Source organism: Pantoea sp. CFCC18179 (assembly GCF_059412405.1).
Map to the genome: position 1 here is coordinate 27349 of NZ_JBNBPM010000002.1, position 14947 is coordinate 42295.

General features: G+C 53.9%; 14 protein-coding genes. 6 read left to right on the forward strand and 8 right to left on the reverse strand.

The features are described 5' to 3' along the window. Window positions 1–2: 2 nt before the first annotated feature. Complete coding sequence (gene aaeR, locus ACPUC7_RS04735) at window positions 3–920, reverse strand: HTH-type transcriptional activator AaeR (protein WP_343553055.1); 918 nt, start codon at window positions 918–920, stop codon at window positions 3–5. Window positions 921–1179: 259 nt separating this feature from the next. Between aaeR and aaeX the strand changes: the two genes are divergently transcribed. From aaeX to ACPUC7_RS04760, 5 genes are all read left to right on the forward strand, one after another. Continuing rightward, window positions 1180–1383, forward strand: a complete 204-nt coding sequence (aaeX, locus tag ACPUC7_RS04740) for a p-hydroxybenzoic acid efflux pump operon protein AaeX (RefSeq protein WP_007891984.1) — start codon at window positions 1180–1182, stop codon at window positions 1381–1383. A 9-nt stretch (window positions 1384–1392) separates the two neighbouring features. After that, window positions 1393–2322: a p-hydroxybenzoic acid efflux pump subunit AaeA gene (gene aaeA, locus ACPUC7_RS04745; protein WP_343553054.1), complete on the forward strand. Its 930-nt coding sequence runs from the start codon at window positions 1393–1395 to the stop codon at window positions 2320–2322. An 11-nt stretch (window positions 2323–2333) separates the two neighbouring features. After that, window positions 2334–4286 carry a p-hydroxybenzoic acid efflux pump subunit AaeB gene (gene aaeB / locus ACPUC7_RS04750; RefSeq protein ID WP_494921966.1) on the forward strand — a complete coding sequence of 651 codons (1953 nt, stop codon included), beginning with the start codon at window positions 2334–2336 and terminating at the stop codon, window positions 4284–4286. A 111-nt stretch (window positions 4287–4397) separates the two neighbouring features. Next, a complete protein-coding gene (locus ACPUC7_RS04755; RefSeq protein WP_494921967.1) occupies window positions 4398–5852 on the forward strand; it encodes an NAD-dependent succinate-semialdehyde dehydrogenase in 1455 nt (484 codons plus the stop codon). Window positions 5853–5877: 25 nt separating this feature from the next. Continuing rightward, window positions 5878–6150 (forward strand): barstar family protein, encoded by a 273-nt coding sequence (locus tag ACPUC7_RS04760; RefSeq protein ID WP_343553081.1) that lies wholly within the window; start codon window positions 5878–5880, stop codon window positions 6148–6150. A 56-nt stretch (window positions 6151–6206) separates the two neighbouring features. Here the strand turns inward: ACPUC7_RS04760 and yhcN (ACPUC7_RS04765) are convergent, their stop codons facing one another. From yhcN (ACPUC7_RS04765) to argR, 4 genes are all read right to left on the reverse strand, one after another. Continuing rightward, entirely contained in the window at window positions 6207–6473 is a 267-nt protein-coding gene (gene yhcN / locus ACPUC7_RS04765) for a peroxide/acid stress response protein YhcN (RefSeq protein WP_494921968.1), read from the reverse strand. Window positions 6474–6577: 104 nt separating this feature from the next. Beyond that, on the reverse strand, window positions 6578–6844 hold the full coding sequence (locus ACPUC7_RS04770) for a YdgH/BhsA/McbA-like domain containing protein (RefSeq protein WP_494921969.1): 267 nt from the start codon (window positions 6842–6844) through the stop codon (window positions 6578–6580). Window positions 6845–6935: 91 nt separating this feature from the next. Further along, window positions 6936–7199 (reverse strand): peroxide/acid stress response protein YhcN, encoded by a 264-nt coding sequence (gene yhcN / locus ACPUC7_RS04775; protein WP_256697598.1) that lies wholly within the window; start codon window positions 7197–7199, stop codon window positions 6936–6938. A gap of 489 nt (window positions 7200–7688) precedes the next feature. Next, on the reverse strand, window positions 7689–8159 hold the full coding sequence (gene argR / locus ACPUC7_RS04780) for a transcriptional regulator ArgR (protein WP_008101964.1): 471 nt from the start codon (window positions 8157–8159) through the stop codon (window positions 7689–7691). A gap of 416 nt (window positions 8160–8575) precedes the next feature. Here argR and mdh point away from each other — a divergent pair, with 416 nt between their 5' ends. Beyond that, entirely contained in the window at window positions 8576–9511 is a 936-nt protein-coding gene (mdh, locus tag ACPUC7_RS04785) for a malate dehydrogenase (protein ID WP_494921970.1), read from the forward strand. 51 nt (window positions 9512–9562) lie between these two features. On the opposite strand, the gene mscM is transcribed toward mdh, so the two are convergent. The 3 genes from mscM to rsgA form a co-directional block, all read right to left on the reverse strand. After that, window positions 9563–12898 carry a miniconductance mechanosensitive channel MscM gene (gene mscM, locus ACPUC7_RS04790; protein ID WP_494921971.1) on the reverse strand — a complete coding sequence of 1112 codons (3336 nt, stop codon included), beginning with the start codon at window positions 12896–12898 and terminating at the stop codon, window positions 9563–9565. Between the two features lie 14 nt (window positions 12899–12912). After that, entirely contained in the window at window positions 12913–13809 is an 897-nt protein-coding gene (asd, locus tag ACPUC7_RS04795; RefSeq protein ID WP_343553046.1) for an archaetidylserine decarboxylase, read from the reverse strand. A gap of 93 nt (window positions 13810–13902) precedes the next feature. Next, the gene (gene rsgA, locus ACPUC7_RS04800) at window positions 13903–14946 is read right to left on the reverse strand and encodes a small ribosomal subunit biogenesis GTPase RsgA (RefSeq protein WP_494921972.1); all 1044 of its coding nucleotides are present in this window, start codon (window positions 14944–14946) and stop codon (window positions 13903–13905) included. Between the last annotated feature and the right edge of the window lies 1 nt (window position 14947).

Below are 14947 nucleotides of genomic sequence, written 5' to 3' on the forward strand. Positions count from 1 at the left end.
CTTCAACTCTTGCGGTGCTGCTGATATTGCCGCGCCACCTGCTTGAAATATTCCGTCAGATAATCGATACATACCTGCACTTTTAACGGCAACTTGTCCTTCTCGGTATACAGCGCATACACCGGACGCGGCTCGGAATGGTATTGCGGGAATAAAATATCGATCTCTCCGCTGCTGATCTCATCAATTACCCACATCAGCGGCACATAAGCGATGCCACAACCGGCTTTCAGCCAGCGAATCAGCGTTTGCGAATCATTGGTCACGAAGCGACCTTGCGGCGTGAGTCGCGTGACTAAACCTTCTGGCGCCACCAATTCAAAGGTGTTATCCGGACGTACGCTGTATTCCAGCCACGAAAAATTATCGATTTCGCCAGGTTTCTCCGGCGTACCATGTTGTGCCAGATAGCTTTTGGCGGCGCACACCACCATCGGCATCGCGCCGAGCCGCCGCGAGAACAGATTCGAATCCTGCAACGCACCGACGCGCACCACCAAATCCAGACCGTTGGCGATCAAATCCGGTGCCGGAATGCCGGTGACCAAATTCACGCTTAAACCGGGGTATTCACGTAACATCTCGCTGGTCATCGCCGATAAGACGTTTTGCGCCATGGTGGATGAGCAGCCGATGCGCAGAATGCCAATCGGCGTGTTATTAAAGGCGTAAAGCTGTTCATGCACCTGCGACGCTTCCGCCAGCATGCGGCGGCAGCCCTGAAAGTAGATTTTTCCCGCTTCGGTCAGGCCAATGCTGCGGGTGCTGCGATTGAGCAATTTGACCTGTAATTCATCTTCCAGTTTGGCGACAATCTGGCTGATAGAAGAAACGCTGAGCTGAAGCTGGCGCGCCGCGGCGGTAAATGAACCCAATTCAACCACTTTGGCGAAAATGGACATGCTTTTAAGTCGATCCATTGTTTACTCTGACTAAAAAGTGATTTAGCTCACAATATGTAGAAAACGTATAGTCAAGCGCGTTACTATACGCGTCGCTGGGTCTCTTCACTGCACCTGAACATGGCTGTGTTAACCCGATGATACGCTATGATTAGCTCAACGCGGCCTGAATGTTGCCATCAGTTTACCCGTCTTCCCCTGATCGTAAACCCAACATGCTGCAACGCATGTGGGCAGGTATCGGTGCAATCCGGCAAGGTCGAACTAAGGATCCGAAATGAGTGTGCTTCCGGTATTTGTCGTATTCGGGCTGAGTTTTCCGCCCATCTTCGTTGAACTATTAGTTTCGCTGGCGCTGTTCTGGCTAGTGAAGCGCGTGCTGACGCCTAGCGGGATCTACGATCTGGTTTGGCATCCCGCACTGTTTAACACTGCGCTGTATTGCTGTGTGTTTTATCTTGTATCCCGTTTATTCGTCTGAGGTTTTTAAGTGAAAGCGCTAATAAGAAAAATCGCGCGATACGCGATTACGCTCCTGCTGGTTGTCATCGCCATCGTGATCATCTTCCGCGCGTGGGTGTTTTACACCGAATCACCGTGGACGCGTGATGCCAAATTCTCCGCTGATGTCGTCGCCATCTCGCCTGACGTCACCGGCATCATTACTGACGTGCCGGTGCACGATAATCAACTGGTGAAAAAAGGCGACACGCTGTTTGTGGTCGATCGTCCGCGCTATCAAAAAGCGTTGGATGAAGCCCAAGCCGATGTCGAATATTACCAGGCGTTGGTGAGCGAAAAACGCCGTGAAGCCACGCGCCGCAATCAGTTGGGCACCAGCGCGATGTCGCGTGAAGCCATTGAGCAATCCAACAACGATCTGCAAACCAGCGAGCATCAGCTGGCGAAGTCCGTTGCAACGCGCGATCTGGCTGTGATCGATCTCGATCGCACCACCATCAAAGCGCCTTCCGACGGCTGGGTGACCAACCTCAACGTTTATCAGGGTGAATTCATTACGCGCGGTTCCGTGGCGGTGGCGCTGGTGCAGCAACATTCGTTCTACGTGCTGGCGTATATGGAAGAGACCAAGCTGGATGGCGTACGTCCGGGCTTCCGCGCGCAAATCACGCCGCTGGGTAGCAACGTGGTGTTGCGCGGCACCGTCGATAGCATCGCGGCGGGTGTCACCAACAGCAGCAGCACCAGCGACAGCAAAGGCATGGCGACAATCGACTCGAATCTGGAGTGGGTGCGTCTGGCGCAGCGTGTGCCGGTGCGTATTCGCCTCGACGATCAACCGGGCAACCGCTTCCCGGCGGGTACCACCGCGACGGTGGTGATCACCGGTGCGCAAGATCGCGAAACCAAAGTCTCGCCAATGGCGCAGTTTTTTAATCGCCTGCGTGAGTTTGGTTAAGCGAGGGCGATATGATTGAGTTTTTGCGTTTCCCGGTGAAGCTCACCTTCGCGCTGGTTGCGGCGTTGATGATTGGCTTTCACTTCAATCTGGAAACGCCGCGTTGGGCGGTCATGACCGCGGGCATTGTCGCCGGCGGTACCGCTTTTGCTGCGGGGGGCGATCCCTATTCTGGCGCACTGCGCTATCGCGGCATCCTGCGCATCATTGGTACCTTTATTGGTTGTATCGCTGCGCTCACCATCATGATTGCCACAGTGCGCGCGCCCGTCGTGATGCTGCTGCTATGCTGCCTGTGGGCGGGCATGTGCGTGTGGCTCTCCTCGTTAATCAAAGTTGAAAACTCCTACGCGCTGGGGCTGGCGGGTTACACCGCGCTGATCATCGTGATTACCGCAGATGCTAGCGGTGGCTTAACGCTTGCGCCGCAGTTTGCGGTCGAGCGTTGCAGCGAAATCGTCATCGGTATTTTGTGCGCGATTCTTGCCGACATGCTGTTCTCGCCGCGTTCGATCAAGAAAGTGATTGAGCAAGAAGTCGATGCCTTGCTGGTGGCGCAGTACAAGTTGCTGCAACTGTGCGTGGCGCACGAAGATAAAGATGAAGTGGATAAAGCGTGGAGTGCGCTGGTGCGCCGCACCACGGCGCTGAATGGCATGCGCAGCCAGCTGATGATGGAATCCTCGCGCTGGAAAAACTCCAGCCGCCGTCTGCAAATGCTCAATACCTTGTCGCTCACCATGATTACTCAGGCGGCAGAAACCTTCCTGATTCAAAATGCGCGACCCGAATACATTCCACCGCACTATCGTTTGCTGATCGAAAAAGAGGTCAACAACGTTAACGATGTGCACAAGCGCATGAAGGTGATGCGCCGCCTGATTGGTGTGAGCAGCAAAACTGTGCCGCTGACTGTCGCCAGTTGGGTCGGTGCCGCCACCGAATATCTGTTACTGATTAACGGTGTGAAAAGCAATAGCCGCATCACCACGCTGGAAGAGAGCATTTTGCAGCGCGAAGTGGTGATTCAGGCGCGTTCCGCCGAAACGCATCACGCGATGATCAACGGCGTGCGCACCCTTGTCGCGACCGCACTCGGTTCGTTATTCTGGCTGTATACCGGCTGGACCTCGGGCAGCGGCTGCATGGTGATGCTGGCGGTGATTACCGCGCTGGCGATGCGGATGCCAAACCCACTAATGATGGCGAAAGATTTCCTGTACGGCATGGCGGTTGCGGTACCGCTCGGCGCGCTGTACTTCATCTTTATTCTGCCTGCGACACAGCAAAGCGTGTTGCTGTTGTGCATCGCCATTGGTGCTCTGGGCTTTATCGGCGGCATCTTTGTGCAGCGCCGCCAGCTCGGTACGCTCGGTGCGCTGATTGGCACCATCAACGTATTGGTGCTGGATAACCCGATGAAGTTCGAGTTCAACGTGTTCCTCGACAACGTGTTGGGCCAGGTGATTGGTTGCTTCGTGGCAATGATGGTGATTCTGTTGATTCGCGACAAATCACGCGATCGCACCGGTCGTAAGCTGCTGAACCGCTTTATGTATGCAGCCGTGGCGGCGCTGACCACCAATCAGGCGCGCCGCCGGGAAAACCATTTGCCTGCGCTGTATCAGCAACTGTTTTTGTTGCTTAACCTGTTCCCAGGCGATATCGATAAGTATCGCATCGCGTTAACACTGATCATCGGGCATCAGCGTTTGCGTAACGCGGAAGTGCCAATCAACGCGGATTTGTCGGCGTATCACCGCCAACTGCGTCATACCGCCGACCGGATTATTTCGGCAACCAGCGATGACAAGCGCCGCTATTACTTTGAGCGGTTGCTAAAAGAGTTAGAGGTGTATCAGGAGAAGCTGCATCACTATTCGGCTCCTGATAAGGTTACCGAACCGGTGAAACGGCTGGTGCTGATGCTGGATAAGTATCAAAACACCCTCATCCAAATCTGAAACTGGCCGCTGCAGCATGCAGCGGCCTTTTTGATCCCACGTTGACACAAAAATCAGCAAATTTGGCATCTATACTTTCCTGACAGGACGCAAACCGACAGGAGCGAACCGATGTCTACTTCCCTGCAGAACCACGAATTATTCAAAACCGGCTATTTCGCCGACGGCCAATGGCATACCGCCAGCGACACCTTTGACGTAACCAATCCCGCCACTGGTGAAGTCTTAGCCAAAGTCGCCAAAGCCGGTAAGCACGAAACCGAACAGGCAATTGCCGCCGCAGAACGTGCGTTTCCCGCCTGGCGCGATAAAACCGCCAAGGCGCGCGCCGAAATCCTCAATCGTTGGTATCAACTGATGATTGAGAACAAAAGCTGGCTGGGCCAACTGATGACGGCTGAACAAGGTAAACCACTCAAAGAAGCGGAAGGCGAAGTGGAATATGCCGCCAGCTTTATTCAGTGGTTTGCCGAGCAGGCAAAACGCGCCAACGGCGAGATCATCCCGCCTGCCAAGCCGGGTTCGCGCATCCTCGCCACGCGCGAACCGATTGGCGTGGTCGCTGCCATCACGCCGTGGAATTTCCCGATGGCCATGCTGACGCGCAAACTCGGCCCGGCACTCGCCGCGGGGTGTACCGGCATCATCAAACCCGCCAATAACACCCCGCTCAGTGCCTTTGCGCTGCTGGCGCTGGCGCAAAAAGCGGGCGTTCCCGATGGCGTGTTGAACGCGGTTGCAGGTGATACGCATGCCATCAGCGATGCGATTATGGCCAGCAAAGCGGTGCGCAAAATCTCCTTCACTGGTTCAACTGCGGTAGGTAAAACGCTGATGCGTAACGCGGCGGAAACCATGAAGAAAGTGTCGATGGAGTTAGGCGGCAATGCGCCGTATATCGTGTTCGAAGATGCAGACATTGATGCCGCAGTGCAGGGCGCGATTGCCAACAAGTTCCGCAACGCTGGGCAAGTGTGCGTCAGCGTCAATCGCTTCTATATCCATAACGCGGTGTACGATCGTTTCGTCAACCAACTGGCTGATGAGGTTGGCAAGCTTAAAGTCGGCAACGGCGTTGAGGAAGGCGTGATTGTCGGCCCGCTGATTGAGCCGTCGGCGCTGGATAAAGTCGAAGAGCATGTCAAAGACGCGCTGAGCAAAGGCGGGAAATTGATGGTCGGCGGCGAGCGTCATCCATTGGGTGGCAACTTCTGGCAGCCAACAGTGATCGCTGATGCACACGAAGAGATGAAGCTGGCGCAGGAAGAGACGTTTGGTCCGGTGGCGGCGTGTTTCCGTTTTGACGATGAAGCGGATGTACTGAAGCGCGCCAATAACACCGAATATGGTTTGGCGGCCTATTTCTACACCCAGAATCTTCAGCGTGTGTTCCGCGTTTCAGCGGCGCTGGAAGCCGGGATGATCGGCATTAACGAATGTGCGGTTTCAACCGAACTGGCACCCTTCGGCGGCGTGAAAGAGTCAGGATTAGGACGCGAAGGTTCGGTGTTGGGGATGGAAGAGTATCTGGAAGTGAAAGCGCTGCACCTCGGCGGACTTGGCTAGCCGCGACGACTAAGAGGGCATCATGATGAGAACCGAGCGTTTTGATTTCGATGAAATTGTCGATCAAGCCCATTTCTACCGACAGTTTAGCGATCGTTTTGCGCTGGCCGATCTTGCCATCAACGATCTGGACGATCTTTGGGACGCGATCATTGGTGAGCAATTGCCGTTGCCGCTGGAGATTGAGTTTGTGAATCTGGGGAAAGGGCAGAAACGCCGGTATGGCGCATTGATCCTGCTATTTGATGAAGCAGAAGAGGAGCTGGAAGGCCAGCTCCGCTTCAATGTAAAGCAGTAGACCCAAAAAGGGCCCCGGCGAGCGGGGCCAAAGGGTTCGTCTTAATTGACGAGGAATTACTTATAAAGCTCAGCGGTTAAGTGGTAGCTGTCGCCGGTTTTGGCTTCGATCACTTTATAAGCGCTGGCACCTTGCTCATCTGCTTTCTGCGAAAGCTGGGCACGGTAATCCATTGGTGAACCGCCGGTACCGCTGATTGAAATAGTGCTGCCGGTAGGTTGCAGATTCTGCGCCGTTTCATCGGTTACCAACTGTGCCGCAGAGGCACCGAAGGCGATCAGGGAAAACAGGCTAGCAGTTGCGATGGTTGTTTTGATATTCATAATTTTTCTCCTCGTATAATCAACAACCTGCGGCAAAAAGTGGGGTAGGCGGGTCGTCGATCTCGTGTCTGGCGCCTAAGCGGCGCCTGACGTTCGATGTTTAATTATTTGTACAGTTCAGCAGTGACGTGGAAGGTATCGCCACGGTTGTTCTCAATAATGCGGTAATGGCTAGCACCTTGAGCATCGGCTTTCTGTGACAGTTCCTGACGAACGTTGGTCTGGTCACCGTCCACACCGCTCACGCTGATGGTTTGATTCAGTGGTTGCAGCTGTTCAGCTTGTTCATTTGAAACCAGGCTTGCGGCGCTAGCGCCAAATGACAGAACAGAAGCCAGGGTCATTACAGCGATAGATAATTTGGTTTTCATGATTCTACTCTCCTGAAAATTGGGTTGGTAACCTGAGAGGCAAAGGCGTCTCAAACGGGTCACCCTTCACATTGCGTCTTGAATCAGTAACTTATTTGTACAGTTCAGCGGTAGCGTGATAGCTGTCACCGGTATTCGCCTCAATCACGCGGTAGGCTTTTGCACCTTGCTGATCGGCTTTATCGTTTAACTGCTGACGGATATCCATTGGAGAACCGCCCACGCCGCTGACGCTAATGGTGCCTGCGGGTTGCAGATTCGCTGCTTGTTCAGCATTGATAGAATCTGCTGCAAATGCACCAAATGACAGGGCAGAGAGAACACTTAATGTTGCAATAGTAGTTTTAACGTTCATGGTATTTTTCCTCGTCGTCTATTTTTATCTTTTTCTTTCGTGTGATTTGCATCACGAAACTAAGTATAGATCTAATCACTCATGAAATTAATATCCAGCTAATAATGTTTGGTTGTAATTCTTTATCCTTATGGCACTTTTTTAGAACGGTAAGTTATAAAAACCGCCTGGATCTTAACCATAGCTTGTTATTTCAATGTAAAAACAATGATCTACATCAAATTATCTTTTAGTGCGAAAGATCATGGTTGATCCCGCTGGCTGATACGCCGTGAGAAGGGAATGACACTGAGCACATAATGTAAAGCAGTGTAAAATAGCGCAATAGGTTAAGCAGGGGAAAAGGTCGTACCATTATTTAGGTCGAACGATAACGCTCAGGCATATGGATAACCTATTATATGAAAAGGATTTTGTGGCAAGAATGGCAGATAAGCGGTGCGCAGAGAGAGGTTACCGGCAGCTGAACAGCCGGTAACGGGCAGGGTTTTATAGCTCTTGTTCGAATAAAACCAGAATGGCGTCGTACAGCTGCTTTACCGAGAAGGTGCGCGCTGGCGTAATAAAGATGGTGTCATCACCGGCGATGGTGCCGAGAATCCCTTCTGCTTTCCCGAGAGAATCCAGCAAACGTGCAATCAGCTGTGCTGCACCGGGGCTGGTGTGAATCACGACCAAGGCATCGTTATAATCGATATCCAACACTAGGTTCTTCAGCGGGCTGGTGGTGGTTGGAACGCCAAGCTCTGCTGGCAGGCAATACACCATTTCCATCTTCGCGTTGCGGGTGCGGACTGCACCGAACTTGGTCAGCATGCGAGACACTTTGGACTGATTGATGTTCTCGAAGCCGTCTTCCTGCAGCGCCTGCACGATTTCGCCCTGGGAGCTAAATTTTTCTTCCTTTAATAAGGCTTTGAACGCCTTGATCAGGTCGTCTTGTTTTGATGGGTTTCGCATAAGCTACCAATAAGAGAGGGTTGCAGCAGGCAACAGGCCCACGGCAGATAAATTATTATGCATTTAGATGAATTTTTATGCAATCAATCTGATGTGAATTACTCGCAGGGCAGCGATCATAGCAGAATTTTATATCGCACGAAAATCGCGGGCAGACGCGCAAAGCGAAGGTTGCAAAGTTGTTATATTATTGAGGTGGTAACAACAATATTGATGATCATTGCCGTCCATTGTCTTCTGGCTGCGAATGAATCATTCAGGCGACTTCTGAAGTGGAGATGTCTCGGGAGCCGATCGATTGCGGCGTAGTGTTAAGTGCGCGACAGGTTTTGTCGCTATCGCCTGAGAAGTTGATTAAACTCGTAACCTGATGGATTTTCGGCATATCTCTGCCCCACCTTAATAAGGAGTTCAGGATGAAAGTTGCCGTTCTCGGTGCCGCTGGTGGTATTGGCCAAGCGCTTGCACTGCTGCTTAAAACTCAATTGCCCGCAGGTTCAGCCCTCTCACTTTATGATATCGCGCCGGTTACGCCGGGTGTGGCGGTCGATCTCAGCCACATTCCAACCGCAGTCACGGTTGAAGGCTTCAGTGGCGAAGATGCGACACTTGCGCTGCATGGTGCTGATGTGGTGCTGATCTCCGCTGGCGTGGCACGTAAACCCGGCATGGATCGTGCTGACCTGTTTAACGTCAACGCCGGTATCGTGCGCAATTTGATTGAGCAAGTTGCCAGCACCGCGCCGAAAGCGCTGATCGGCGTTATCACTAATCCGGTGAACACCACGGTGGCGATTGCCGCTGAAGTGCTGAAGAAAGCCGGCGTGTATGACAAAAATCGTCTGTTTGGCGTGTCAACCCTCGACATCATCCGCGCCAATACTTTCGTCGCTGCGTTGAAAGGCAAGCAGCCTACTGAAATTGAGGTTCCAGTGGTCGGCGGACACTCGGGCGTGACGATTCTGCCACTGCTGTCGCAGGTAAAAGGTGTGAGCTTTAGCGATCAGGAAGTGGCCGATCTCACTAAACGCATCCAAAACGCCGGTACTGAAGTGGTGGAAGCCAAGGCCGGTGGCGGATCGGCAACGTTGTCGATGGGGCAAGCGGCGGCACGTTTTGGTTTGTCGCTGATTCGCGCGCTGCAAGGCGAAGCCAATGTGGTGGAGTGCGCCTATGTCGAAGGCGATGGCGAATACGCGCGCTTCTTCTCTCAGCCGCTGCTGCTGGGTAAAAACGGCATTGTTGAACGCCGTCCGCTGGGGACGTTAAGTGCCTTTGAACAGCAAGCGCTGAACGGCATGCTGGACACGCTGAAGAAAGATATCGCGCAGGGCGAAGAGTTTGTGAAATAGCGCTCTCTGCGGCAATAAAAAACGCCCGGCAATTGCCGGGCGTTGTGTTTTTTATAATCCGCCTGACTTGAAGGTCTTATTAGCGGGAGCACCGTTACTGGCCGGATTTTGCTTGCCTAGCGTTTCCATGCGTACCTGGAACGGTGGGAACGGCATTTCAATGCCATGCTCCTCAAAGCCGCGCAGAATTAGCTGATGCAATTCGTGACGCAGCGGCATGCGATGTCCCATTTCCGCCGCGTGCACGCGCAGTTCAAACAATTGAATACCTTGTTGCAGATCGACAAGGAACACATCCGGCGCTGGCATATCAAGCACGTAAGTACAACGATCTGCCGCTTGCTTGAGAATGTTGGTCACTTCATCGCTGTTGACTCGCGCCGGTGCTGGAATGGTTAGCACCACACGCGTCACCGAATCCGACAGCGACCAGTTTACGAACTGCTCCGTAATGAAGGCCTTGTTCGGCACGATGATCTCTTTGCGATCCCAATCGGTAATGGTGGTGGCGCGCGTATTGATACGTGTGATGCTACCGGTCAAATCACGAATGGTGACGGTATCGCCGATACGAATCGGCTTCTCAAATAGAATAATCAGGCCAGAAATAAAGTTGGCGAAGATCTCCTGCATACCGAAGCCCAATCCCAGACCTAACGCGGCAACCAGCCATTGCAGCTTCGACCACTCAATGCCCATCATCGAGAAGCCGATCAGGCCGCCGATCAGCATCAACGCATATTTGGTTAAGGTGGTAATCGCATAACCGGTTCCTGGTGCCAGACTGAGATGTTGCAACAGCGCCAGTTCCAGTAGCGCCGGCATATTACGCACCAGCTGCGTGGTGATGATCAGCACCAGAATGGCTATCAACACCGCGCCCAGCGTAATCGCCTGCACGCTATCAACGCCTTGAATGGTTGTGGTGGCATTCCATAACGGAATGTTATCGAGGAAGCTGAACGCCGAGTGAATTTCTGACCACAAAACAATCACCGAAACCAGCGCGATTAGCGTCAGAATCGAGCGCACCAGACGCAGCGACTGCGCGCTGATCTCATCCAGGTCGATACTTGGCTCATCAATTTCGATGGTGTCAGCATTGACCGGCGTTTGTTGTTCTTTCTCTTCTTCACTGCGCGCGCGGTTAGCCAGCATATCGGCACGACGCTGGCGTGCACGATCAAAGGCGATGCGGCGGCGTTGAATCAGCATCCAGCGGCGAATGATGTGATACACCACCAACAGGAAGAACCAAATGCCAACCGAGGTTTCCAGACGCGCCAGCAGCGCCTGCGCCGTGGCTAAATAACCGATGCAGGAAGCGAATGCCGCCACCAACGGAATGGCAATCAGCAGGTTCCACAGAATGCGGTTTACAAAGTTATCGCCATTGCCTTCTTTATCGAGATACAGCGGAATGCCCGCGCGTTTCAGGCTCACCGTCACGATGCTCAGCGCCCCACAAATCAGGATGAAGCACAGGCGGCCGAGCGTAGCGGAGAACTGCGGATCATCGAGGTTGGCAAAGGCGATCAGCAGCATAATCAGCGGCACAATCAAGCCAACGGTCAGCGAGTAATAACGCATGGCGCGCGCCACACGTGCTTGCGGCCAGCGGAAATGCACCACGAACAAACCGTCGTTGCGGGCAAAGGCTTTGCTGATCATAAAGGCCCACAGCAGCGGCAGCGTGGCGGTAATGCCGTCGCCAATCGCCACGGCGAAAGGATACGGCCACGCATGCTGCAAACCATAACCGAGCGCAGCCCACAAAACCGGCAGCGGCAGCGCAACCAGAATTGACCAAAACACGGTACGCAACGTCAGGCTAAAGCGGTCTTGGGTCACTTTGCCGACGCGGCTGGCGGAGCGCTGCATAAAGGCGTGGTAGTGACGGCGCGAGCTAATACTGAAACCGACCAACAGCACCGCGCCAATAATCGGCAACACGGTTTCACGGTTGGTAAACATCATCGCCAGCGCTTTGCCGAGTTGACCTGCGGTATCCAGCGACAGCAGACGATTGAGATCCTGCGCCATTTCCATCGGGAAATTCAGGCCGATGGCGTTAACGTCGGCGGTCCAGAACAGATAGCGGTGCGTGGCGTCTTTCACTTCCACCAACGCATCCTGCAACTGGGTATTGGACACTTTGAGTTTGGTGATTTCCAGAATCAGCGTATCGCAGCCGGAGATCAGCGAATTCAGTAATTCGCGCTGGGTTTTCAACTGCGCTTCAAGGATACGCGTTTGATCGGCACTAAACGGCGTGCCGTCATCCTGCTTGGCTTTACGCAGCTCTTGCTGATGTTCTAACAAATCTTCGTAGTGCAGACGTTGGACGCGCAGTTGCCCCATTTCGCTGTCGATTTGCTGCGATTTTGGCATTTCCGGCAAACGCGCCACTTGCGCACGCAGCGCTTCTCCCAACAGGTTCGATACGCCGAGCCATTGCGACTGCTCACGCAATGTGCTCAGCGCCTGGCGTACTTGTAAGGTTTGGTTGGTGGCAAGACGTTGCTGTGATGCCACCAGATCCATGCGCTGCGCTTGCTGGTTGAGATCGGCTGAAAGTTCGCGGTTGACGCGGAATTGATCGCTGATGGAACTCGGCAAATCGCCGCTGTTCTCGGCCAATTGCTCGGTGCGCTCCAGCGCCAGTTCGGCCTCACGCTGACGTTGATTGTTGAGCTGATTGCGCAGCGCTTGCAGATAATTATCCAGCTGCGTGGCTTTGCGCTGATGCACTTCAGCGCGCATGCGCGCCAGTTCCTGACGATTGTTAGCGGAGAGTTGCGCCAGTTCGAGTTCATCAACGCGTGCTTTATTGGCGGCGTTTTCCGCCTGGCGCGCGTAGATCTGCGCCTGCGCTAAAGGAGTGGAGGCCGCCGATGCGCTCTGTACCCGACGATCGCTTTCGGTCATCGCGCGGCGTGCATCGGTTTGCTGTTGCGGCAGCTGTGAAAGTGAATCACTGATCTCGCGTGCGCGATCCTGCTCTTGCTGCGCCTGGCGGCCTTCTTCCAGCAGCTGGCTGCTGACTTGCAGCAATTCCTGATCCAGCTCGGCGCTGCTCATGTTGCTGCGCACCGTTTTGCTGCTTTCCGTCAGCGTGGCGATTTGCTGACGTAACTCGCGCGACAGGCGCGGGAAATCATCAATCACCTGCTGATATTGCTTAGCCCGTTCCAGCGATTCGTCGCGTTCGGTGAGGAAGTTAATCGCTGCTTCCAGCGCTTGAACCTGTTCGGTTTGCGCAGGAGAACTTTTCGCGGATTTAGCCGCATCCAGCTCTTGCTTGAGCTGGCTGGATTGCGGAATGGAAGCTGCAAATACAGAACTGCTGAGCACCAGGCTCAGCAGTAAAGAGAGAAGAACGCGCACGGGAGAGGTTCCGGTTATTTGCTGAGTGAGACGCTGTCGCCGGGCTGGGGCAGGGCGATAGCCAGCGGCTGACCAAGACGGGTTTTACTCTCAGCTTCAAGGCTTTCGGCCAGTTTCACGCGATTTGGCGCGAACAGGTTGATCACCGTTGAACCCAATTTGAAGCGACCCATTTCCTGACCTTTCAGCAGCACAACCGCGCCATCATGATCGGCAGAAGGATAACGCCAGCGTTTGATCACCCCTTCGCGCGGCGGCGTAATGGTGCCAGCCCAAACGGTTTCGATGCTACCAACAATGGTGGCACCGACAAGGATCTGCACCATTGGGCCGTGATCGGTATCAAACACACAGATCACGCGCTCGTTACGCGCAAACAGATTCGGAATGTTGCGAGCGGTCAGCGGATTAACCGAGTAGAGATCGCCTGGCACATACACCATTTCGCGCAGGACGCCGTTACATGGCATGTGCACGCGATGATAGTCACGCGGCGCGAGGTAAGTAGTAACGAACTCGCCGTCGTGGAATTGATCCGCCAGATCGTCATTGCCCGCCAGCAGCGCTTGCAAGCTATAAGTATGGCCTTTCGCCTGGAAGATCTGATCGCCCGCAATGCGACCTAATTGGCTGATCGCGCCATCGGCTGGCAGCGCCAATAAAGACGCGTCCGGATCGATAGGACGCGCGCCCTCTTTTAACGGGCGGACAAAGAAATCATTGAAGGTACGATAGCTGCCGGTATGTGGCTTGCTGGCTTCCGCCATATCCACTTTGTAGTACCAGACAAATATGTCGATGACCGCTTTAGTGAGCCAGCCACCACGACGACTCGCACCCCAACCGGCGAGTTCGGTGAGCCCTTTTTTGGGCAAAATATGATTCAGGCCGAGTTTAAAACGATCAAACACCGTTGCCTCCTGGCTTAATTACGTGTCGTTAACAAAAAGGGGGGCGGATTGTAACAGCGCCCCAGCTCATTGGCGAATGTGCCGTTGTACGCGTTAAATTTCGTCGGAGGAAAAGTTTTTACGCGTTTTTACCTGCGCCATACTCTCCAGAATTCGATGGTAGTTATCGAAGCGGGAAATATCGATAGCGCCGTTTTCAACCGCTTCGCGAATCGCACAGCCTGGATCGGTATCGTGCTTGCAGTCACGGAAGCGGCAACTACCGAGATATTCACGGAATTCGACAAATCCGCGGGTCACTTGTTCCGGTTCCAGATGCCATAAACCGAACTCGCGCACGCCGGGAGAATCGATCACATCGCCGCCAGCCGGGAAGTGATACAGGCGCGATGCGGTGGTGGTGTGCTGGCCGAGTCCGGAAACGTTGGAAACATCGTTGGTCAGTATTTCAGTGGCCACATCCAGACCTAACAAGTTGTTCAACAGGCTGGATTTCCCCACGCCCGATTGACCGGCAAAGATGCTGACGCGGCCGGTTAACGCTTGTTCCAGTTCGACTAAACCATCTTTGGCATGGCTGGACACCATCAACACGCGGTAACCAATGTTGCGATAGATCTCCATCTGCTCATCGACAAAGGCGCGTCCTTCGGCATCCAGCAGATCGGTTTTGTTCAGCACCAGCAACGGCTCAACGCCCAAGGTTTCACTGGCAACCAAGTAGCGATCGATAATGTTAAGCGACAGTTCCGGCAGGATCGCCGAAACGATAATGATCTGATCGATGTTGGCGGCGATCGGTTTCACGCCGTCGTAGAAGTCTGGACGGGTTAATACGGTTTTGCGATCGTGAACGGCTTCAACGATCCCTTTGCCGCCGCCAATCGCTGCGCGCCACAACACACGATCGCCGGTGATCAGCGAGCGAATGGTGCGGCGGATGTTACAGCGATGCACTTCGCCTGCGCTGTCTTCCACGTCTGCGTGCATGCCGAAACGGCTGATCACCACGCCATCGGCTGCTTCTCCAAACAGGCTATCATCGGGCTCCGGCTTATCGCTCCGTTGCTGTAGACGACGCTGATGGTTGGCGCTGACACGACGTTGTTGACCTTTCGACAGTTTGTTTTTACTCACG